Here is a 20427-nt window from a genome sequence, read left to right on the forward strand (position 1 = left end):
AGGGGTGGGGGCTGCATGCAGATCGTTAGAATCGCGTTTTTTATTCTTCTCGTTCTAAACGCGCATGCCTATGAATCAGAGGCGAAACTCCAAAGTGCCATCATCGGGAAAATCGCAGAGTATATCACCTGGCCAAATGATCGGCGGAACTCCTTTACGATCACCATCCTCAAAAACCAGATGGGGACACATTTTGAAGATTTCTACAAGCACAATACCATCAAGGGAAAACCGGTCAGGATTGTTCTACGAGATGACGTTGCACGCGCAAAAACCCCAGAGGTACTTTATGTATCCGGGAAAAACGCGAGACAACTGCCGACCATCCTCAACACCCTAAAAAACCAGCCCGTACTGACTGTCAGCGACATGCGGGGATTCGCCGAAAAAGGCGGGATGGTGCAAATCTATTTCACCGGCCAGCGCATGCGGCTGAAAGTCAACCTCGATGCGCTCGAAGCTCATGGACTCAAAGCCTCACCCCATCTGCTTCGCTTCGTCGATATCGTCAAGGAGCACAACTGATGACAAAACTCGGAATCCTCCTCACCTGCAGCCTATTAAGTCTTCCCATTCTGTCGGCGGAGGACAATCTTTATACCAAAAGCATGGAGGGGATTCTTTCCACAGAGTCCGAGCTGAAGGCCCAGGTCGGCTCGCGCACGAATGCCGTCAACTACCTGGAATCCAATATCCCGATCGATGTCATCACCCAAGAACAGATCGCCCGAAGCGGCATGACATCGCTCCCGGATATACTGCGCTATTTCGTCGCAGGGTTCAATGCACCTGAAACCTCAATCGCCGACGGCAGCGATCATGTTCGCACCATCACGCTTCGGGGGATGAGTCCCGATCAGATCCTCGTGCTCATCAACGGCAAACGCCTGCACACCTCTTCGCTGCTGCATGTCAACGGGACGATTGGACGCGGATCGAGCCATGCCGACCTTGATACGATCCCGCTGGCCATGATCGAGAAGATCGAAATCATGCGCGACGGTGCATCGGCACAATACGGCTCGGACGCGATCTCCGCCGTAATCAATATCATCTTCAAAGGGATTGGAAACGACACAAAAGCCGGAGTCTTATATGGAGGACGGAAGGCGGGTGACGGTCACCAGGCCGCTGGAAACGCGTTTGCCACCATTGCGCTTCCATATGATGGGTTTGTCAACCTTTCCATCGACGCCAAAGGGCAGGAACAGACACAGCGCGCGGGCCTGGACCGCCGTGTCTCACCTCCTGCGCTCACCACCCATGTCGGCATACCCGACAGCGACAGCCTCACCATCGGACTGAATGCGGAATTGGCAGGCGAAGAGACGACATCGCTCTACCTTGACGGATTCCTGCACCACCGCAATAGCCGGGCGGGGGCATTTTACCGCCCTGAACTAACCGCTGAAGGTTTCCCGGGCTTTCTGCCGATCATCAACGCGGACATTCTGGACTATGCTGTGACCGCCGGCATCAAGGGGGTCAACGACTCCGACATCACCTGGGATCTGAGCAATACGTACGGTCTCAACCGTATACACTACACGGTTGAAGACAGCCTCAACTATACCCAGGGCGATCCGCAGCTTCGCAGTTTCGACAACGGGAGCCTGCAGTTCACGCAAAATACGGTCAACTTCGATATCACCCAGCGCCGATCGAACTATAAGTTCTCCGCCGGAGCCGAGTACCGTTACGAAAACTACAAGATTCTTGCGGGTGAACAGGCATCCTACGCAGACTACGGCGTTGTCAGCGGTGTCACTGCCGGAACACAGGGCTTCGCCGGATACTCTCCCTACAATGCGGTTGATGAGTGCCGCAGCAGCTATGCACTGTACGCAGACAGCGTCTTCGATCTGAATGAACGGTTCAATGTGGAGATCCTCGTGCGTTATGAAGAGTACTCTGATTTCGGCGAAAGCACCAATGCGAAAGTGGCCTTGACGTATCAGGTTTCGCCGTCGCTGATGCTGCGCAGCTCCGGCAGCACCGGGTTCAGGGCCCCGTCGCTGTCCCAGTCTTACTATGCTCAGACCTCATCGTTTGCCGGCGCAAACGGCATCGACACCCAGGGAACCTTCCGCGTTGACGACCCGATCGCGGAGGCACTGGGAGCCAAACCGCTTAAATCCGAGCGCTCCAAGAATGTCACCCTGGGCGGTGTCTATCAGTACGACGGCGAAACGGCACTCACCGTCGACTTCTTTTACGTGGAAGTCAACGACCGCATCATGCTCAGTGACGACATCAACAATACCTCCGACCTTTGGCCGAACGTTTCCAAGGTCCGTTTTTTCATCAACGCGGCCCATACCTCCACCCACGGCGTCGATATCAAGTTCAATAAGAGCTACCCTATTGAGCGCTTCGGCATGTTCAGAACCGGTCTCTGGTACAACTACAATATCAACAAAATTTCCGGGAACGGATCGGACAACTCAAGCGCCGATGATGCGACACAGAAGATCCGAATCGAAAAAGGTCAGCCAAGGCACGCTCTGCGTTGGCTGAACAACTACAGTTACCGCGGCCTGGATGCCACGGCGAACATCAGCTACTTCGGCACGTACTCCCAGATGGTCGATGCCAAAGAGTACGTTTTTGACCCGATGTGGACACTCGATGCCGACATCGCCTACCGATTCGACTCCGGATTGACGATCGCTGTCGGAGGGCATAATCTTTTTGATGCCGTCCCGAACAAATGGGACGGCCTTTCGGGGACCCTCTACGGCTACGACGGCATCAAGCCGTATTCGCGTTACTCCCCCAACGGCTACAGCGGCACTTTTTACTATCTCCGTGCCGAAATGACGTTCTAAAGTCCGTGCGATGAAAAAACTGTTTGCTCATCTCAAAGCGGCGTATATCTTTCTCGCCATCGCCCTGGGAATATTCATCGTTGCGACCCTGCTCTCATTCAAATACCAGGACACGCGCAATGAAATTTTCCAGATCAACAAGGCCCTCAATCTGCAATACGTGCAGGGACTTGCACAAAACCTCAGCGAAGACATCCTGCGCATCGTCGACAAAAATTTTCATGATGAGCTCATGACGAACGCGCTCCTGCATGATTACGTCGAAGCCGACCTGAAACTGTTTATCACCACCAAATTCAAAGATATCCGTCTGCTGGTAAAGCCTGCCGATTCTCAAACGTGTATGATCGCAGCAGACGGGAATGCGTCACCCAGCAGAGCTTGCAGCGAAAACGAACAGACCATCTTTTCAGAGATTCATGACACCGGGGAACCACGGTATGTCGTCGACTCCTCCGAAGCAGACGTCTGGGCGACCTATTATGCCCCCATCGTCAGCCACGAAAAAGTTCAGGCCGTCATCGTCATCAAGTTTTCGATGTTCGAGCAGCGGAGTATTTTGGGCGAACTTGCCAAATTGGGGAATCTGATCGAGTCGATTTTCATCTTTTTTGTCGTGATTGTCCTGCTGATCCTTTGGTTCGCCTATTTCGATTTCAGGCGCGAAAGAGACAAGAACAGACTGCTGCAGGAACTAGAAACGTCCAATCAGGAGCTGAGTGAAAAGACGAAACAGCTTGCGTTCAAGACCCAAAAAGCCCATGAGCTTTTTGTACAGGCCAGCCAGAATCTGGCGACGCTGAATGAAGCGCAGAGAATCGCCAAGATCGGGAGTTTCGATGACTATCTGGATCAGGACCACTTGATCTTTTCGGAAGAAAACTACCGTATCTGGGAAATCGAACCCGGGCAGACGATAACACACAAATCGCTTCTCACACGCGTCCATCCCGAAGACATGGGGACCCTTGCTCAGCACATCAACGCCAACATGGAACAACACGCGGACAGCATGTATTCATTCAGGATCATGACGTCAGACGGCGAAGCAAAACATATCCTGGCACGTGAGAGTTCCATCTTTGACGACGACGGGGTATTCATCGGGATCAGGGGAACCCATCAGGATATCAGCGAAAAAGTGAAGGCTGAGGAGAAAGAGCAGAAACAGAACCTGCTGATCATGCACCAAAACCGCCTGGCGATGCAGGGCGAAATGCTTGAGATGATCGCACACCAGTGGCGACAGCCGCTCAACACGCTTTCGCTGACACTCTTCTCCCTGTATGTAAAGATCGCTGCCCTCCCGGAGGTCCCTGATGACGTCAGTGCCCTGCATGAGAAAGCGGATCACGCCATACAGTATCTTTCCAGAACCATAGACGACTTCAAAAGTTTCTTCGCCGAGGACAAATCGACCCAACGGTTTTCACCTGCCGTGCTCCTCGATGAAACCCTCGGCATCATAGACAACCGGCTGGAACAATACCGTATCGACGTGAACAAAAACTATAATGCCGTTGACCGCGTGCAAATCGAATCCCTGCCATCGGAACTGGGCCAGGTGCTTCTTGCCATTGTCAACAACGCCATTGATGCACTGAAAGAAGTGCAGATCGACCGTCAGATCTTTATCGATATTGCCCCCTTCGGCGATTATGGTGTACGCATTGAAATCGTCGATAATGCGGGCGGGATTCCCCACGACGTGATACCGTATATCTTCGAGCCCTATTTTTCAACCAAGAAAGACAAAAACGGTACCGGACTTGGGCTCTATATGGCCAAGATGATCATAGAGGAGTCCCTCGGAGGCAGTATTGCCGCCCGGACGGAAAACGATCGGGCCATTTTCACGCTCATACTCCCGGGATCAAAGCCTCAGGAGCACCCCTTCTCCTAGCAACATCATCAGCGTTGCCGGACGTATAACGGTGGCCTTTTTGCCCCGCGCGTTTCGATCCATAATGCATCCTTAACGACAATTTCGATAAAATCACTCACTTTTCTACCCGCTCGATTATGGAAGCGGGCATTACATAAAAAGGAAGATCCACCCACTATGATCGATGTTGTCGAAATTCAGAAAATTCTGCCGCACCGCTTCCCGTTCCTCCTCGTAGACCGCGTCACCGAACTCAACCCGAACGAGTCCCTTACCGGTTACAAGAACGTGACAATCGGCGAACAGATCTTCGAAGGCCACTTCCCGGGCCACCCCATCTATCCGGGCGTTATGATCCTCGAGGGAATGGCGCAGGCCGGCGGTATCCTCGCGTTTAAAAGCATGGATATGAGCGAAGAGGAAGCGGCGAACAAAGTCGTCTACTTCATGAGCATCGACGGCGCGAAATTCCGCAACCCGGTCCGTCCGGGCGACCGTCTGGAGTACCGCATGAAAGTCGTCAAACACAAAGGCGCCATCTGGATCCTCGAGGGCAAAGCCTATGTGGACGACAAGCTCGTCTCCGAAGCCGAGCTCAAAGCGATGATCGTCGACAAGTAAGGCAGGTATGATGAGCAAAATCTCACCGCAGGCGATCATCGAAGAGGGCGCCGTCATCGGCAACGACGTCGAAATCGGCCCCTTCTGTTTCATCTCATCCGAAGCGACCATCGGCGACGGCACCACGATCGCGCAGGGCGCCTGCATCTACGGGAAAACGACCATCGGCAAGCATAACGAGATCTTCTCCTATGCCGTCCTCGGCTCCATCCCGCAGGATCTGAAATTCGGCGGCGAAGACGTAGAACTCATTATCGGCGATCACAACAAGATCCGCGAGTTCACCCTCTTCAATCCCGGCACCAAAGGCGGCGGCGGCAAAACGATCATCGGCAGCCACAACCTCTTTATGGGCTACGTCCATATCGGGCACGACGTCGTGATCGGCAACCACTGCATCCTGGCTAACGCCGCGACGCTCGCGGGCCACGTCGAGATGGGCGATTACGCTGTTATCGGGGGGATGACCCCGATCCATCAGTTCGTGCATATCGGCGACTTCGCGATGATCGCCGGTGCATCGGCATTGTCGCAGGACGTTCCGCCCTACTGCATGGCCGAAGGGAACCGCGCCGTTATCCGGGGCCTCAACCTTACCGGCCTGCGCCGCCACAGCGAGCGCAACGACATCGATGCCCTCAAGTCCGCCTACCGCGACCTTTTCGAATCGGGTCAGCCGCTCAAAGAGACGGCGGCGGAGCTGGTGGAGAGCAGCGACAACCACTACGTACACAACCTGTGTAACTTTATCCTGAAAACCAAACGGGGAATCCCCTTTGAGAGGAAAACAGCATGAAACAGCGCCACTGCAGCTTCTGCGGGACCCATGAGAGCGAGGCGAACCCCCTGATCGCGGGCAACGACGCCTATATTTGCAAGAACTGCGTCTTCTCCGCCTACAAGATCATGTTCGGCGACGAGGAGGCCCTCAGCGAAGCGGACAAGCATCTTGTCGAATATGTCGGCGATCTGATGACGCCCAAGGAGATCAACGCGTTCCTGGGCGAGTACATCATCGGGCAGGAGCGTGCGCGCAAGCTGCTCTCCGTCGCCGTTTACAACCACTACAAGCGGATATTCAAACAGCACGACCTCGACGACGATACGGAGATCGCCAAATCGAACGTGCTGCTGATCGGACCGACGGGCAGCGGGAAAACCCTGATGGCCCAGACGATCGCCCGTATTCTCAACGTGCCCCTGGCGATCGCAGACGCCACCAGCCTCACGGAGGCGGGCTACGTCGGCGAGGACGTGGAGAACATCCTCACCAAACTGCTGCAAGCGGCCGACGGCGACGTCGAACGAGCCCAGCAGGGGATCCTCTTCATCGACGAGATCGACAAGATCGCCCGCATGAGTGAAAACCGCTCCATCACCCGCGACGTCTCCGGCGAAGGGGTGCAGCAAGCGCTGCTCAAGATCATCGAGGGCTCCGTCGTCAATATCCCGCCCAAAGGGGGCAGAAAGCACCCCAACCAGGATTTCATCGCGATGGACACCTCCAATATCCTCTTCATCTGCGGCGGGGCCTTCGACGGCATGCAGGAAATCCTCAAGCGCAAAGCGGGCAAAAACGTGCTCGGCTTCGGCCACGAGCAGAAAAGTACCGCCGAGCAGGAGGTCACCATGGAGAGCGTCGAACCCGATGACCTCGTGCACTACGGCCTGATCCCCGAACTGATCGGCCGTCTGCCGGTCATTGCATCGCTCAACGAGATCAGCGAAGAGGATATGATCCGCATCCTCACCGAGCCGAAGAACTCGCTGATCCGCCAGTACGCCAAACTCTTTGCCATCGACAACGTCAAACTGACCTTCGAAGACGACGCCCTTCGCGCTATCGCCGCCAAGGCCAAATCCCGCAAGACCGGGGCCCGTGGCCTGCGCTCGATTCTCGAAGAGACGATGATCGACATCATGTATGAACTGCCCGACTACAGCGGTTACGAGGTCGTCATTACGGCCGAGTGTATCACCGAGGGGGAGAAACCCCTCTACATCAAAACAGACGACAAGAAAAGCGCTTAAAGGAACACGATGCTTCTGAACAAATTGATCGGACTCTTCTCCAACGACCTCTCCATCGACCTGGGGACGGCCAATACCCTCGTCATCGCCAAGGGACACGGCATCATCATCAACGAGCCTTCCGTCGTCGCCGTGAAGATGGAAAAATTCGGCCAGCAGCGCGTCCTGGCCGTCGGCCACGAAGCCAAGGAGATGGTCGGGAAGACCCCGGGCAACATCCGCGCCATCCGTCCGATGAAAGACGGGGTCATCGCCGACTTCGACATGACCGAAAAAATGATCCGCAAGTTCATCGAGAAGGCCCACGGCCGCTCGGCGCTGATCAGCCCGCGCATCATCATCTGCGTCCCCTACGGCCTGACGCAGGTCGAGCGTAAAGCAGTCCGCGAATCGGCCCTCTCCGCCGGCGCACGGGAGGTCTTCCTTATCGAGGAGCCGATGGCCGCCGCCATCGGTGCGGGTGTGGATATCCGCGAACCCCAGGGGAACCTCGTCGTCGATATCGGTGGCGGTACGACAGAGATCGGCGTCGTCAGCCTCGGCGGCCTCGTGCTCTCCAAGTCCATCCGTACCGCCGGCGACAAGATCGACAAGGCGATCATCGACTACGTCAAACGCAAATACAACCTCCTCATCGGCGACCGTACCGCCGAAGAGATCAAGATCGAGATCGGGACGGCCCTGCCGCTGGAAAAACGTCTGACAAAAGTCGCGACGGGCCGCGACCAGGTCGAAGGGATGCTGAGCACCATCGAACTCACCAGCGACGACGCCTACGAAGCGATGAAAGAGCCGCTCAAAGAGATCGCCGAAGCGCTGCGGGACGTCCTAGAGAAGATGCCGCCCGACCTCGCCGGCGACATCGTCGACCACGGCATCATCCTCACCGGCGGCGGCGCACTGATCCGCCAGCTCGACAAGTTCCTGGCCGACATCATCCGCATCCCGGTCTTCGTCGCCGACGAACCGCTCCTGGCCGTCGCCAAGGGAACGGGACGCGCCCTGGAGGAGATCGACCTGCTCCAGGAACTCTTCGAAAATGAGTAAACGCGCCTCTGCGCTCCTCTTCCTGCTTCTGCTGTTCGCGGGGGCCGTCTACTTTTCGACGACCCTGCAATCCCCCCTGCTCTCCGTCCTGCAATCGATCAACCGCTCCTGGAACACCTTTAGCACCGGTATTGGCAATCTGATCGAGGAAAACTTCGAACAGAAAGAGACCATTCAGGCGCTGCGCAAAGAAGCCGAACTCTACCGACAGTCGCACCTGATCCTGCACGAGATGGCCACCGAGTTCAACGCCCTTCTGGCCGAGAATAACTCCACCTTCCGCTACGACCCGCGCGTCGCCCTCGTGCGTACCATCGCCTATGCCAACTTTGCCGACATGACCAAGCTCTGGCTGCAGATGGATGATTTCAACTCTTCGCGCCTCTACGGACTCATCTATAACGAGACGGCCGCCGGGATCGTCACGGCGCGCGACGGCAGACCGCTGGCCCTGCTCAACGGCGATTACCAGTGCACCTATGCCGTCTTCGTCGGGCCCAACAAGGCCCCAGGGATCGTCCGCGGCCGCAACAGCGACACCATGCTCGTACAGTACATTCCCACCTGGGTCGCCATTACCGTCGGTGACGAGGTCGTCACCTCCGGCCTGGACCACCTCTTCTTCGCGGGGGTCAAGGTCGGCACGGTCAAATCCATCGAACTCACCGGCGGCTACCAGAACGCCGTCATCGAACCCTATTACAAAGGAAACGATCCGGATTATTTCCACGTGATCACTGACATCAGATGAAACGATTACTCCTTTTACTGCTCCTGCCCCTGTTCCTGGGAGCCAAAGATGATATCTTCCTCGGGGCCGGCCCCTATTTCCAGACCCTGCCCTACAAGGATGCCGACCCCGTTGTTCTCGGTACGCCCGTCATCTTTTTCGACAACTCCCTCTTTTACATCCGATGGACCCGGGTCGGGATGTACTTCTACGGCGAAAGCGGCGAGACGCAGAGCTGGGGGCTCTCTTTCACCGCGCAGCCCCAGATTATCGGCTACTACGAAAGCCGCGCGCTGACCCAGCTCAACCGCCGCTCCAAAACGCCTATTTTGCAGGGAATGCGTGAGCGCGACAGCGGCTGGGAAGGGGGCCTCGCGGCCAGCTACGCCTACGGCGATTTTTTCGCGGAGTTCGTTGCGCTGCATGACATTACCGATACGAACAACGGTACGAAACTGCGCCTGGAAGTAGGCCAGAGCTTCAGCGTCGGAGATTGGTACTTTGTTCCCAGCATCCTCGCCGTCTGGCTCTCCCAGCCCTTTGCAAACTACTATTTCGGCGTGAAAAACAGCGAAGAGGATCTGCTGATCGGCCGGCCCGCCTACCGCAGCGACGCGACGCTGAATTTTGCCGTCCAGACCTATGTGAAGTACAACATCAACGCACACTGGCACCTGCTCGGCAATCTCCGCGCCGACCGCTTCGGCGACCCCGTCGCAGACAGTCCCCTGACGGAGACCAGATACATGTACAGCGGCATGCTCTCCCTGCTCTACTCCTTCAACCTTTTCGGCGAAGAAAAAGCCGTCCTTAACCCGCCGGAAAAACGGTGACGCCGGCGGGGAGCCTTTTCCCGCCTTTCACCCCTTTTTAAGGGCCTCCCGACTATAATATCCTTCTGAAATTTTCATCTTTTTTGAAGGGTATAAATGCCAAAACGCGATGACATCAAAACGATTCTGCTCATCGGCTCCGGCCCGATCGTAATCGGTCAGGCCTGCGAATTCGACTACTCCGGCACCCAGGCGGTCAAAACGCTCAAAGAGCTCGGCTACCGTGTCGTCCTGATCAACTCCAACCCGGCGACGATCATGACGGACCCGGAGTTTGCCGACCGTACTTACATCGAGCCGATCAAAGAAGAGATCATCGCCCAGATCATCGCAAAAGAGAACGTCGACGCGATCCTGCCGACCATGGGCGGGCAGACGGCCCTGAATGCCGCCATGAGCATGTACGAAAAAGGAATGCTCGACGGCATCGAATTCCTCGGCGCCAATCCCGAAGCGATTAAAAAAGGCGAGGATCGCCAAGCGTTCAAGGAAGCGATGATCAAGCTCGGCATGGACCTGCCGCATTCGCGCTACGCCTACAACATGGACGAAGCGCTCGCGGCGGCCGAAGAGATCGGCTTCCCGATTATCATCCGTGCCTCTTTTACCCTCGCCGGCGGCGGTTCGGGCGTTGCCTACAACATCGACGAGTACAAACTGCTTGCCCAGCGCGGTCTGGATGAGAGCCCGATCACCGAGATCCTCGTCGAAGAGTCCCTCCTGGGGTGGAAAGAGTACGAGATGGAAGTTATCCGCGACCGCGCCGACAACTGCATCATCGTCTGTTCCATCGAGAACTTCGACCCGATGGGCGTCCATACCGGCGACTCCATCACGATCGCCCCGGCACTGACGCTGACCGACAAAGAGTACCAGCGCATGCGTGACGCCTCCTTCGAGATTCTGCGCGAGATCGGCGTCGATACCGGCGGTTCCAACGTCCAGTTCTCCGTCGATCCGAAAACGGGGCGCATGATCGTCATCGAGATGAACCCCCGCGTCTCCCGCTCCTCGGCGCTGGCGTCCAAAGCGACGGGCTACCCTATTGCCAAAGTCGCGACCCTGCTCGCCGTCGGCTTTACCCTCGACGAGATCACCAACGATATCACCGGGACGCCGGCCTCCTTCGAACCGGTTATCGACTACATCGTCACCAAGACGCCGCGCTTCACCTTCGAGAAGTTCCCCGAAGCCGAAAACACCCTGACGACGGGAATGAAATCCGTCGGCGAGGCGATGGCCGTCGGCCGCACCTTCAAAGAGTCCATGCAAAAAGCGCTCTGCTCGCTGGAAACGGGCCTCTCCGGCTTTGACGAAATAGCGGGCGACATGGACCACATCCGCCACGAGATCCGCCGGCCGAACGCCGAGCGGATGCTCTACGTCGCCGAAGGCTTCCGCCGCGGCATGGACGTCGAGGAGCTCTTTGAACTCTCCAACATCGATCCGTGGTTCCTCTACCAGATCGAAGAGATCGTCGCCGAAGAGCAGACGGTCGACCTCGATATCCTCAACGACGCGGCCCGCCTGCGCAAGGCAAAAGCCAACGGCTTCAGCGACAAGAAGATCGCCCAGCTCATCGCCAAGCAGGGTGCGGGCGACATCCGCGAGAGCGACGTCTACAACGCGCGCAAACGCATGGGCATCCACCTCGAGTACAACGAAGTCGACACCTGTGCCGCCGAGTTCGAGGCGCTGACGCCCTACCTCTACTCCACGACGAACATCACGACCCTGCCCGAACAGCCGACGCGCGCTTCGGACAAGAAAAAAGTGATGATCCTCGGCGGCGGCCCGAACCGCATCGGCCAGGGGATCGAGTTCGACTACTGCTGTGTCCACGCGGCGTTCGCCCTCGAGGAGATGGGGATCGAGACGATCATGTACAACTGTAACCCCGAAACCGTCTCGACCGACTACGACACCTCCGACGTCCTCTACTTCGAGCCGATCGATCTCGAGCATGTCCGCGAAGTCATCGAATACGAGAAACCGAACGGCGTTATCGTCCACTTCGGCGGCCAGACCCCGCTGAAGCTCGCCAACCCGCTGACGGCCATCGGCGCGCAGATCGCGGGGACCCCGGCCAAGGTGATCGACCTCGCCGAGGACCGCGAAAAGTTCTCCGACTTCGTGACCAAGCATGACCTCAAGCAGCCCGACAACGGCATCGCGACGACCAAAGAGGAGGCGATCAGCGTCGCTTCGCGTCTGGGCTACCCGGTCCTCGTACGCCCCTCCTTCGTCCTCGGCGGCCGCGCGATGCGTATCGTCTACAAAGAGGAGGAGCTGCGCCAATACATGGAAGAAGCGGTCTCCGTCTCCAACGACGCGCCGGTGCTCGTCGACAAGTTCCTTGACCAGGCGGTCGAGCTCGACGTCGACGCCATCTGTGACGGCAGCGAGGTCTATATCGGCTCGGTAATGCAGCACATCGAAGAGGCCGGTATCCACTCCGGCGACTCCGCCTGTTCGCTGCCGCCGGTCAACCTCAGCGATGCGCTGCTCGCACAGGTCGAGCAGCAGACGAAAACGATTGCCCTCGGCCTCGGTGTCATCGGCCTGCTGAACATCCAGTACGCCATCTACCAGAACGAGGTCTACCTCATCGAGGTCAATCCGCGCGCATCGCGTACCGTCCCCTTCGTCTCCAAGGCAACTGGGATGCCGCTGGCCAAAGTCGCGACACGCGTCATGATGGGCGACACCCTGCGCAACGCGCTGGCCTTCTACGACCGCTACGATATCGTCATCGAAGGCGACGGGCTGCTCAAACCGCGCCTGCGCGACCACATCGCCCTCAAAGAGGCGGTCTTCCCGTTCAACAAACTCTACGGCGCCGACCTGGTCCTGAGCCCGGAGATGAAATCGACCGGCGAGGTCATGGGGATCAGCTCCAGCTTCGGTGTGAGCTTCGCCAAGTCGCAGATGGCGGCGGGCAACCGTATCCCGACTTCGGGAACCTGTTTCCTCTCCTTCATCACGATGGACAAACCTGCCGGCGTCGAGATCGCTCGCGGACTGCATGAACACGGCTTCAAGCTCGTCGCCACCCGCGGCACCCAGAAGGTGATCGAAGAGGCGGGCATCCCGTGCGAACCGGTCCTCAAGATCTCCGAAGGACGCCCGAACATCGAAGACATGATGAAAAACGGCGACATCACCATGGCAATCAATACCTCCGACAACAACACGTCGAAAAAAGATGCCATCGTCATCCGACAGATCGTCCTGCGGATGAACATCCCCTATTTCACGACGCTCAGCGCCGCCCGCGCCGCGATCGATGCGCTCGGCCACATGAAGGACGATGCTTGGACCGCCCCGCAAGCCCTTCAAGACTACCTGGCCTGACACGGCTTCTGCTGGTCCAGACCGACACGACCGTCGGTTTTGTCTCGCAGAACGCGGAGGCCCTTGCGCGCGCGAAAAGCCGCCCCCCGTCCAAACCCTTTCTCAAGACCTTCGCCTCGATGAAAGCCTACAAACAGGCGGGGCGTATCCCCGGACGCTTCAAGCGCGAAGTGCGTTGCAGCACAAAGACGACCTACATTGTCAGGGGTCAGGCCTTCCGCATCGTCCCCGAGGGCAGCTACCATCAGCTGCTGCGCCCCTACGGCTGGCTCTACTCCACCTCCGCCAACGCGGCGGGGGGACGATATGAGCCCGCCTATGCCGCTGAGACGGCCGACGTCGTCGTCGAGGATGCGCGGGGACTCTATGAAGACACACCATCCACAATCTATCAACTGAATAATTGCAAAAAACGGAGAATCAGATAAGTATGAATCATGTCAAATCTATCGCTTCGGGCCTCTACCTCGGCACGGCGGGAATCACGATGATGAGCGTCCTCTCCGGATGCGTCCAGGAGCAGCAGGAACACCAGAACCGCTACCTCATCGTCCAGCAGCAGGCCGGCGGCAAATACGTCGTCGTCGAAGAGATGCCGACCGAGGGTCCGAACCGCGCCATCATCCGCGAGTATGACGCCAACGGCACCATGACCGAGCGCTTCATGAACGAAGCGGAGATGAAGGCGCTGGCCCAGCAGGAGTATGACAAAATGCAGGCGGGCCAGAGCGAACTGAACCAACCGCCCCAGGGCGAGGGGATGGGACTGGCAGGGACGATCCTTGCCGTCGCCGCAGGCTCCCTGCTGGGGAACATGATCGGCAACGCGCTGATGAACAACGCCAACTACCGCCAGCATGCCGACCGCGTCAACAAAAGCGCCTACCACGCCACGCAGAAGGCAAAAGCGTCCAGCAGCAAGAAAAGCTTTTTCGGCGGCACCAAAACGGGGACTTCTTCGACCTCATCCACGACGTACGGAGGGTAAAAGATGGTCCGACTCGATTCCGTCTCGGCACTGCCGAACGACGCCCTGGACGCCCTCGGCTTTACCTGGCACACCGACAGCGACGGCACCCGCTATGTCGCCGACGAACTGGTCCTCGTCAGCGATACCGAAGCCGAGGCCTACTACGAGGCGGCCAATACCCTCTATGACATGTACGTGCAGGCGGCGGAGTATGTCATCGAAAACGACCTTTTCTTCGATCTCGGCATCCCTTTCAACCTGATCGATCCGATCAAGAAGAGTTGGGAGAACGACGTACACTGGCACGTCTATGGACGGTTCGACCTTGCCGGGGGAATCGACGGACAACCCATCAAGCTGATCGAGTTCAACGCCGACACGCCGACGGGCCTCTACGAGAGCGCGGTGCTGCAGTGGGCGCTGCTCAAGCACAACGGGCTCGATGAAGCGCGCCAGTTCAACAACATCTACGAAGCTTTGCTCCAAAACTTCCGCCGCCTCATTACCCTCTTTGACGACCCGGACGATTTCGAGAAGTTCTACGACGGCTGGAAAATCCTTTTCAGCAGCGTCGAGGGCAATGACGAGGAGGAGGTGACGACGAAGCTGCTGCGCCAGATCGCGACCGATGCAGGCTTTGCCACGGGGTTTGAATTCCTGCAGAATGTCCGCTTCGATGACGAGGGGATCTTTGATGCTGATGACAGCCCCTTTGAATACTGGTTCAAGCTCTACCCCTGGGAAGACATCGCCACGGACGAACCGGAACTCGCGGTCCTGCTCGGCGCGATCATGGCCAACCAGAAGGCGATCATCCTGAACCCCGCTTATACCCTGCTCTTTCAGTCCAAAGGGATGCTCAAGATCCTCTGCGACCTCTTCCCGGACTCCCCCTACCTGCTCAAGAGCTCGTTCGAGCCGCTTTCGGGCGTGAAACAGGTGGAAAAGCGGATGTTCGGCCGCGAAGGGGCCAATACGCAGATCATGGATGCCGACGGCAGCGTACTCGTCTCGACGGAGGGGCCTTACGGCAACTATCGCCCGCTCTACCAGGAATATGTCCCCTTCCCGCAGGACCGCAGCGGCAACCGCTACCAGGCGGGAGTCTTCTTCGCCTACGAGGCATGCGGGCTCGGTTTCCGCCGCGGCGGCGAGATACTGGACAATATGAGCAAGTTTGTGGGGCACATGCTTTCGTAGAAAGTGGTGAGAGCGTCCCGGACGCTGTCCGGGGAAACGCTTCATTCCAGAAAATAGATATCCGGCCGGTCGATGACGCCGACCTCCTGCATCTTCTGCTTGAGATCCTCGGATGCGGCAAAGGCACGGGCTTTTTCAAGATCGGCGGCTTCAAACAGCGCGATGACCTCCTGGGGGTCGTCCGCGTTTTGAAGCAGATAGAGCTCTTTCAACCCGGCAGCGTCCCTTGCCCCCTTATGCCCGTCATACCCGGGCTTCCATTCGTTAAAATCCCTGACTTTGTGTCGTACCATCATAAAAGCCATCTCGTCTCCCTTGGTTGGATTATCGTTTGGAGTACCGCCCGAAGGCGGAAGCCTTCATACTTTTTTCAGTATGAAACACCTCCGGTAGATTCCGACTTAATTATTAAAATCAAAATCTCCGTTTTAGGAGAGAAACTGATGGGAATTGCGAAGACTATCAGTCGATATTGTAACGTCAGGATGGGCCTTTCGTCCCGCTTTGGTATAGATTTAACACTTCTGTTATAGAGTTTCACTATACTCTATAGATATGCCTGAATGCGTCAGAACAACGAAAAGGTGGTCTGAGAAAATTGCAGGAATGTTTATTATCATCTCGAAGGAACATCATGACCCTTTTGCATCGCGTATTGATCACAGCACTTTTCCTTGTCGCCGGCCTCTCCGCCCAGTCTGTCGAAGTCTCCGGCATCTATGTCCGCGAAGTCCCGCCGAATATGCCGAACAGTGCCGCATTTATGAAGTTGACGAACGCCACCGACAAACCGGTCGCGCTGGTAAGTGCCACCTCGACGGCTGCCAAGACGGTCGAACTCCACGAACATGCGAACGTCAACGGCATGATGCAGATGCGCCAGATCCCGAAGATCGACATTCCGGCCGGCGGGACGACGATGCTTCAGCCGGGCGGCCTGCATGTCATGCTCATCGGCCTGACACAGAAGCTCAAGGCGGGGGAGAATGTCACGATCACATTGAACTTCTCCGACGGCGAAAGCATTACGCTTGAGGCGCCTGTCAAAAAAGTAGCCGGCATGATGATGCAGCAAAAAATGAAATGCGGCAGCGGTAAGTGCGGTAAGTGACGGGTGAGTCTCAAAAAACTTTTTAAGATTCTCGCCATTCAGCTTGGCATCGCCCTGCTGCTCATTTTTGCCTATCTTGCCTACGATGCGGACGTCATCTACAAATGGCTTAGCGGCGACGTACAGTTCGGCACGACTGCAAAAGAGTGCGACCTTCAGACTAGCGCCTGTACTGCAACGATGGGCGACGGCACGCCCGTGACCTTTGCCATCACACCCCGTCCGATCCCGGTCATGCAGAAGCTGCAGCTGCACCTTTCGACCCCCCATGCCTACAAGACACTCAAGGTGGAAATCTACGGTCTGAACATGAATATGGGCCGATACAGCTATATCCTGACGCGCACGGACGATGGCAATTACAGCGGCGAAGGGATGATCCCCACCTGCACCGGACGGATGGATTGGCGCGCCAACATTATTGCCGAAGAACCGACAAAGCGCATCGGTGCCTATTTTACCTTTTCGACGGAGTAACCATGGTCCAACGTCTGATCCTGATTCTTTTCCCCATTTTGCTGGCCGCCGTGGCCTACTTTTATGTTATTCCCGCCGTGGAACGCTCCCATTACGACTTTACCCTTGAGAGTGCCGACGGTCCGGTCAGCCTCAGCGACTTCCGGGACAAAAAAGCCGTCGCCGTCTACTTCGGCTACACCTACTGCCCCGATATCTGCCCGACGACCTTCTCCAATCTCACGGGGGCCATGAAGCTCCTGCCGCCCGAAGCGGCCGAAGAGATGCAGGTGATCTTTGTCAGCGTGGACACCAACCGCGATACGCCGCAGAGCCTCAAGGAGTATGTCGAATACTTCTACCCCACCTACATCGGCGCGACCGGGACGAAGCAGGAGATCGACGACGTCGTCTCACGCTTTGACGGGACCGAATACACGATTCTCGAGGGGGGAAGCAAGGCAATGGGCTACACCGTCGGCCACACCTCCTACGTCTACTTTTTCGACAAACAGGGCAACTTCAGCTCACGCCTGAACCACAGCATCGACCCCCGCGAAACGTTGACGCATATGGAAAAAGCGCTCGGTATCTCCCACTAATTATACGGTACCCGAGCGAAGCCCGGATGCCTACGCTAACGCTCTGTTCCCTTCGGCAGGGTGCCCATACCCCAAGGGTACTTCTTTCAGGGCGCGCGCAGACGACCGAAGGAAGTACCTTCAGGTATGAACCGCGCTCGCAACACATTCAAAACAAACCGTTCAGCAGTTATTTTCCCGAAAACTTGAAGTGCTGCTGTTACGCTTCTGCCGTCTGGCCGTTACCGCCCGTGCCGAGCAGCACGGCGATCCAGCGGGTCGACTCTTCCGAATCGAAAACGATCTTCACCATGATTGTCAGCGGGATGGAGAGCAGCATACCGACCGGCCCCAGCAGCCATCCCCAGAAGATCAACGACAAGAAAACGACCAAAGTTGAGAGATCGAGCCCTCTGCCCATTACCTTCGGTTCGATGATCGAACCGACCAGCACGTTGATTGCAACATACCCGGCCGCAATCCAGAACGCCGAAGCCGGGTCAAGCTGGATGAGTGCCAGCAAAACGGCGGGTACGGCAGCCATAATCGATCCGATATTGGGGATAAAGTTCAGCAAGAAGGCTACGACACCCCACAGTACGGGGTAATCCAGGCCGAAGATGAGCAGCAGCAGATAGACGAGCAGACCCGTACCGGCGCTGATCAATGCCTTAAGCGCCATGTAGTGGTTGATCTTCGCCAGGATCTCGTTGAGATGCTTCTGGCCTTCAGAGTGGTTCCGGCGGTAGATATAGGCGATCTTGTTACGGTAGGCCACCCCCTCTAGAAGCATGAATACCGTTGTCAGCAAAATGACGAACCCGTTTGTCAGGATCGATCCGAATCCCTTGAGGGCCCCGGTCATATAGGCAAAAACCGCACTGGGATCGAGCAGCGTCTGCAGGTTCTTTTCCGGCAGGGTTATCCCCTGCCCGGTCAACCATGCCGCCACCCCGCCGAGACGGTTTCGCAGATCGGCTTCATAGCCGGGAAGATTACCGATAAAGTCATTCGTGGCATGACCGACGATCACGCCGAAAAGCACAAAGAAGAGCAGCAGCAGACCGATAAGCATCAGCATCGCCAGTGCCATCGGGATTTTTCGATCCATCAAGAAGTGCAGCAGCGGCATCAGGATGATCGCAAGGAAGAGTGACAACAGGAAAGGGATAATGATCGCAGATGCCGCTTTGACACCGGCAAAGACGATGACAACGGCGGCAAGGATAATAAAAACGTTCCCGAAACGGTTTGTCTGCTCCATAGACTACGCTCCTGACTGGATTTTTTTCTTATTGGTGCGCTGCTGAAGATAGTTGGCAAGATTCATCAGACTGAGCGTCACGAGAAAGATCATCAGTCCGGGGAAGAAACTGACCCACCACGCGATGTCGATCACCTCCTTCCCGTTGCTCAGGATCGTCCCCCAGCTCATCTGAGGTGCGACGATCCCAAGTCCCAGGAAGCTCAGACCCGATTCGGAAAGAATGGCGCCGCCGACGCCGAAGGTAAAGCTGACAAAGAAAATCGGGGCGAGCAGAGGGGCGTAGTATTTGAGCAGGATTTTTGCCCGTGACACCCCTGCAATATTGAGGATCTTGATAAAGGGCTGCGACGTCACGGCGAAACTTTCCGAACGCACCAGCCGCGCCGTCGTCATCCAGCCCGTCACGGAGATGATGAGGATCAATACCAGCGCCGAAGCGTTGACATAGCTCACCAAAGCCAGCAGCAGGAAAAAGGTCGGGAAGGTCAGAAAGAGGTCCACGACAATGACAAACCCTTTATCGACGACTCCCCTCGCATACCCGGCGATCGCACCGAGTATAAACCCGAGGAAGGTCCCTATCAAGGCACTCCCGACCCCGATAATAAGCGAGATCTTACCCCCTTCCATAATGCGCGCGAGAAGGTCCCGTCCGAGCCGGTCGGTCCCGAATGGATGGGCGAATGAAGGGGCCGAAAGGATCGCATCGGCATTCAGCATATAGGGATCGGCCGTATAGAAGAAGCCGCCCGCAAAAGTCACCAGGACGATCACTGCCAGCAAGAAGAGTGTTTTGCGCGGGAAATCATGCATCATTCAGGCACCAGTCGATCGGGATGATGCCTACGCTTTGCAGGTAGGCATTGGTCTGCGAAAAGGGTTTCGAACCGAAAAAACCGCGGTACGCAGAGAGCGGAGAGGGATGCGGAGAGGTAATGATATGGTGGCGTGAAGCGTCGATAAGCGACGCTTTCATCTGGGCCGGCCGTCCCCAGAGAATAAAAACGAGCTTCTCCCGGCCGTCGCTGAGAGCCTTGATCGTCGCATCGGTAAAACGCTCCCACCCCTGTTCTTTGTGCGAATGCGCCTGCCCCGCACGGACCGTCAAGACCGTATTGAGCAGAAAAACCCCCTGCTGCGCCCATGCTTCCAGCGTCCCGTGTTGCGGGACCTCGCAGCCGATGTCCTCTCTCAGCTCCTTGAATATATTCTGCAGGGAAGGCGGATGCGCGATGCCCCGCTGCACGGAAAACGCGAGCCCGTGCGCCTGGTTCGGCCCGTGGTAAGGATCCTGACCGAGAATTACAACTTTGACCTTTTCATAGGGTGTCAGGTTGAATGCAGCGAAGATATCGGCACCTTTGGGGTAGATGGGAAAGGCGGCCTTTTCAGCGAGAAGGAAAGTTTTCAACTCTTTGAAATAGGGCTGCTCGAATTCCGAGGAAAGCACTTGCTTCCAGGAGGGGTCGATCTTGGGGTCAATCTGCATAGCACCGTCCGTATATAGAGTCCG

At 56.9% G+C, this 20427-nt stretch carries 20 protein-coding genes; 16 read left to right on the forward strand and 4 right to left on the reverse strand.

The window, feature by feature from the left end; all coding sequences use genetic code 11:
* Nucleotides 1-15: 15 nt before the first annotated feature.
* The 13 genes from LOH54_RS09555 (at nucleotide 16) to LOH54_RS09615 (ending at nucleotide 15499) form a co-directional block, all read left to right on the forward strand.
* On the forward strand, nucleotides 16-525 hold the full coding sequence (locus LOH54_RS09555) for a YfiR family protein (RefSeq protein ID WP_231018791.1): 510 nt from the start codon (nucleotides 16-18) through the stop codon (nucleotides 523-525).
* The gene (locus tag LOH54_RS09560; protein WP_231018794.1) at nucleotides 525-2828 is read left to right on the forward strand and encodes a TonB-dependent receptor plug domain-containing protein; all 2304 of its coding nucleotides are present in this window, start codon (nucleotides 525-527) and stop codon (nucleotides 2826-2828) included. Before LOH54_RS09555 ends, LOH54_RS09560 begins: the two co-directional genes overlap by 1 nt.
* A 10-nt stretch (nucleotides 2829-2838) precedes the next feature.
* Nucleotides 2839-4731: a PAS domain-containing sensor histidine kinase gene (locus LOH54_RS09565; RefSeq protein WP_231018795.1), complete on the forward strand. Its 1893-nt coding sequence runs from the start codon at nucleotides 2839-2841 to the stop codon at nucleotides 4729-4731.
* A gap of 159 nt (nucleotides 4732-4890) precedes the next feature.
* Entirely contained in the window at nucleotides 4891-5334 is a 444-nt protein-coding gene (gene fabZ, locus LOH54_RS09570; protein WP_231018798.1) for a 3-hydroxyacyl-ACP dehydratase FabZ, read from the forward strand.
* 10 nt (nucleotides 5335-5344) lie between these two features.
* The gene (lpxA, locus tag LOH54_RS09575) at nucleotides 5345-6130 is read left to right on the forward strand and encodes an acyl-ACP--UDP-N-acetylglucosamine O-acyltransferase (protein WP_231018800.1); all 786 of its coding nucleotides are present in this window, start codon (nucleotides 5345-5347) and stop codon (nucleotides 6128-6130) included.
* On the forward strand, nucleotides 6127-7365 hold the full coding sequence (clpX, locus tag LOH54_RS09580) for an ATP-dependent Clp protease ATP-binding subunit ClpX (RefSeq protein ID WP_231018801.1): 1239 nt from the start codon (nucleotides 6127-6129) through the stop codon (nucleotides 7363-7365). The genes lpxA and clpX overlap by 4 nt, the downstream gene beginning before the upstream one ends.
* 9 nt (nucleotides 7366-7374) lie before the next feature.
* A complete protein-coding gene (locus LOH54_RS09585) occupies nucleotides 7375-8412 on the forward strand; it encodes a rod shape-determining protein (protein ID WP_231018803.1) in 1038 nt (345 codons plus the stop codon).
* Nucleotides 8405-9163: a rod shape-determining protein MreC gene (mreC, locus tag LOH54_RS09590; protein WP_231018804.1), complete on the forward strand. Its 759-nt coding sequence runs from the start codon at nucleotides 8405-8407 to the stop codon at nucleotides 9161-9163. Before LOH54_RS09585 ends, mreC begins: the two co-directional genes overlap by 8 nt.
* The gene (locus LOH54_RS09595; protein WP_231018805.1) at nucleotides 9160-9975 is read left to right on the forward strand and encodes a MipA/OmpV family protein; all 816 of its coding nucleotides are present in this window, start codon (nucleotides 9160-9162) and stop codon (nucleotides 9973-9975) included. Before mreC ends, LOH54_RS09595 begins: the two co-directional genes overlap by 4 nt.
* A gap of 96 nt (nucleotides 9976-10071) precedes the next feature.
* Nucleotides 10072-13329 carry a carbamoyl-phosphate synthase large subunit gene (carB, locus tag LOH54_RS09600; RefSeq protein WP_231018811.1) on the forward strand — a complete coding sequence of 1086 codons (3258 nt, stop codon included), beginning with the start codon at nucleotides 10072-10074 and terminating at the stop codon, nucleotides 13327-13329.
* Complete coding sequence (locus tag LOH54_RS09605; RefSeq protein WP_231018812.1) at nucleotides 13290-13757, forward strand: hypothetical protein; 468 nt, start codon at nucleotides 13290-13292, stop codon at nucleotides 13755-13757. The genes carB and LOH54_RS09605 overlap by 40 nt, the downstream gene beginning before the upstream one ends.
* A 2-nt stretch (nucleotides 13758-13759) precedes the next feature.
* Entirely contained in the window at nucleotides 13760-14317 is a 558-nt protein-coding gene (locus LOH54_RS09610; protein WP_231018813.1) for a Cj0371 family chemotaxis-regulating polar lipoprotein, read from the forward strand.
* Nucleotides 14318-14320: 3 nt separating this feature from the next.
* The gene (locus LOH54_RS09615; protein ID WP_231018816.1) at nucleotides 14321-15499 is read left to right on the forward strand and encodes a glutathionylspermidine synthase family protein; all 1179 of its coding nucleotides are present in this window, start codon (nucleotides 14321-14323) and stop codon (nucleotides 15497-15499) included.
* A gap of 41 nt (nucleotides 15500-15540) precedes the next feature.
* On the opposite strand, the gene LOH54_RS09620 is transcribed toward LOH54_RS09615, so the two are convergent.
* The gene (locus LOH54_RS09620; protein WP_231018817.1) at nucleotides 15541-15804 is read right to left on the reverse strand and encodes a hypothetical protein; all 264 of its coding nucleotides are present in this window, start codon (nucleotides 15802-15804) and stop codon (nucleotides 15541-15543) included.
* A 329-nt stretch (nucleotides 15805-16133) separates the two neighbouring features.
* Here LOH54_RS09620 and LOH54_RS09625 point away from each other — a divergent pair, with 329 nt between their 5' ends.
* Genes LOH54_RS09625 through LOH54_RS09635 form a run of 3 tightly spaced genes read left to right on the forward strand, consistent with a single transcriptional unit; the run spans nucleotide 16134 to nucleotide 17668 of the window.
* Nucleotides 16134-16610, forward strand: coding sequence for a copper chaperone PCu(A)C (locus LOH54_RS09625; protein ID WP_231018818.1), 477 nt, complete (start codon nucleotides 16134-16136; stop codon nucleotides 16608-16610).
* 3 nt (nucleotides 16611-16613) lie between these two features.
* A complete protein-coding gene (locus LOH54_RS09630; RefSeq protein ID WP_231018820.1) occupies nucleotides 16614-17087 on the forward strand; it encodes a hypothetical protein in 474 nt (157 codons plus the stop codon).
* A 2-nt stretch (nucleotides 17088-17089) separates the two neighbouring features.
* A complete protein-coding gene (locus LOH54_RS09635; protein WP_231018821.1) occupies nucleotides 17090-17668 on the forward strand; it encodes an SCO family protein in 579 nt (192 codons plus the stop codon).
* Nucleotides 17669-17867: 199 nt separating this feature from the next.
* Here LOH54_RS09635 and LOH54_RS09640 read toward each other — a convergent pair whose 3' ends face one another.
* The 3 genes from LOH54_RS09640 to ung are packed head-to-tail and all read right to left on the reverse strand — an operon-like array spanning nucleotide 17868 to nucleotide 20403.
* On the reverse strand, nucleotides 17868-18911 hold the full coding sequence (locus LOH54_RS09640; protein ID WP_231018823.1) for an AI-2E family transporter: 1044 nt from the start codon (nucleotides 18909-18911) through the stop codon (nucleotides 17868-17870).
* A 3-nt stretch (nucleotides 18912-18914) separates the two neighbouring features.
* Nucleotides 18915-19727, reverse strand: coding sequence for an ABC transporter permease (locus tag LOH54_RS09645; RefSeq protein ID WP_416768929.1), 813 nt, complete (start codon nucleotides 19725-19727; stop codon nucleotides 18915-18917).
* Nucleotides 19720-20403, reverse strand: a complete 684-nt coding sequence (ung, locus tag LOH54_RS09650) for a uracil-DNA glycosylase (protein WP_231018825.1) — start codon at nucleotides 20401-20403, stop codon at nucleotides 19720-19722. The genes LOH54_RS09645 and ung overlap by 8 nt, the downstream gene beginning before the upstream one ends.
* Nucleotides 20404-20427 lie beyond the last annotated feature (24 nt).

It is taken from the genome of Sulfurimonas sp. HSL-3221 (assembly GCF_021044585.1).
Classification (GTDB): domain Bacteria; phylum Campylobacterota; class Campylobacteria; order Campylobacterales; family Sulfurimonadaceae; genus Thiomicrolovo; species Thiomicrolovo sulfuroxydans.

Excerpts from the sequence above, each read along its gene's own strand:
- LOH54_RS09635 (WP_231018821.1), top strand. The coding sequence starts at position 17,090 with ATGGTCCAACGTCTGATCCTGATTCTTTTCCCCATTTTGCTGGCCGCC.
- lpxA (WP_231018800.1), top strand. The coding sequence starts at position 5,345 with ATGAGCAAAATCTCACCGCAGGCGATCATCGAAGAGGGCGCCGTCATC.
- fabZ (WP_231018798.1), top strand. The coding sequence starts at position 4,891 with ATGATCGATGTTGTCGAAATTCAGAAAATTCTGCCGCACCGCTTCCCG.
- LOH54_RS09595 (WP_231018805.1), top strand. The coding sequence starts at position 9,160 with ATGAAACGATTACTCCTTTTACTGCTCCTGCCCCTGTTCCTGGGAGCC.
- clpX (WP_231018801.1), top strand. The coding sequence starts at position 6,127 with ATGAAACAGCGCCACTGCAGCTTCTGCGGGACCCATGAGAGCGAGGCG.
- LOH54_RS09610 (WP_231018813.1), top strand. The coding sequence starts at position 13,760 with ATGAATCATGTCAAATCTATCGCTTCGGGCCTCTACCTCGGCACGGCG.
- LOH54_RS09585 (WP_231018803.1), top strand. The coding sequence starts at position 7,375 with ATGCTTCTGAACAAATTGATCGGACTCTTCTCCAACGACCTCTCCATC.
- LOH54_RS09640 (WP_231018823.1), bottom strand. The coding sequence starts at position 18,911 with ATGGAGCAGACAAACCGTTTCGGGAACGTTTTTATTATCCTTGCCGCC.
- ung (WP_231018825.1), bottom strand. The coding sequence starts at position 20,403 with ATGCAGATTGACCCCAAGATCGACCCCTCCTGGAAGCAAGTGCTTTCC.
- LOH54_RS09620 (WP_231018817.1), bottom strand. The coding sequence starts at position 15,804 with ATGGCTTTTATGATGGTACGACACAAAGTCAGGGATTTTAACGAATGG.
- carB (WP_231018811.1), top strand. The coding sequence starts at position 10,072 with ATGCCAAAACGCGATGACATCAAAACGATTCTGCTCATCGGCTCCGGC.
- LOH54_RS09645 (WP_416768929.1), bottom strand. The coding sequence starts at position 19,727 with ATGCATGATTTCCCGCGCAAAACACTCTTCTTGCTGGCAGTGATCGTC.
- LOH54_RS09615 (WP_231018816.1), top strand. The coding sequence starts at position 14,321 with ATGGTCCGACTCGATTCCGTCTCGGCACTGCCGAACGACGCCCTGGAC.
- mreC (WP_231018804.1), top strand. The coding sequence starts at position 8,405 with ATGAGTAAACGCGCCTCTGCGCTCCTCTTCCTGCTTCTGCTGTTCGCG.
- LOH54_RS09565 (WP_231018795.1), top strand. The coding sequence starts at position 2,839 with ATGAAAAAACTGTTTGCTCATCTCAAAGCGGCGTATATCTTTCTCGCC.
- LOH54_RS09560 (WP_231018794.1), top strand. The coding sequence starts at position 525 with ATGACAAAACTCGGAATCCTCCTCACCTGCAGCCTATTAAGTCTTCCC.
- LOH54_RS09555 (WP_231018791.1), top strand. The coding sequence starts at position 16 with ATGCAGATCGTTAGAATCGCGTTTTTTATTCTTCTCGTTCTAAACGCG.
- LOH54_RS09625 (WP_231018818.1), top strand. The coding sequence starts at position 16,134 with ATGACCCTTTTGCATCGCGTATTGATCACAGCACTTTTCCTTGTCGCC.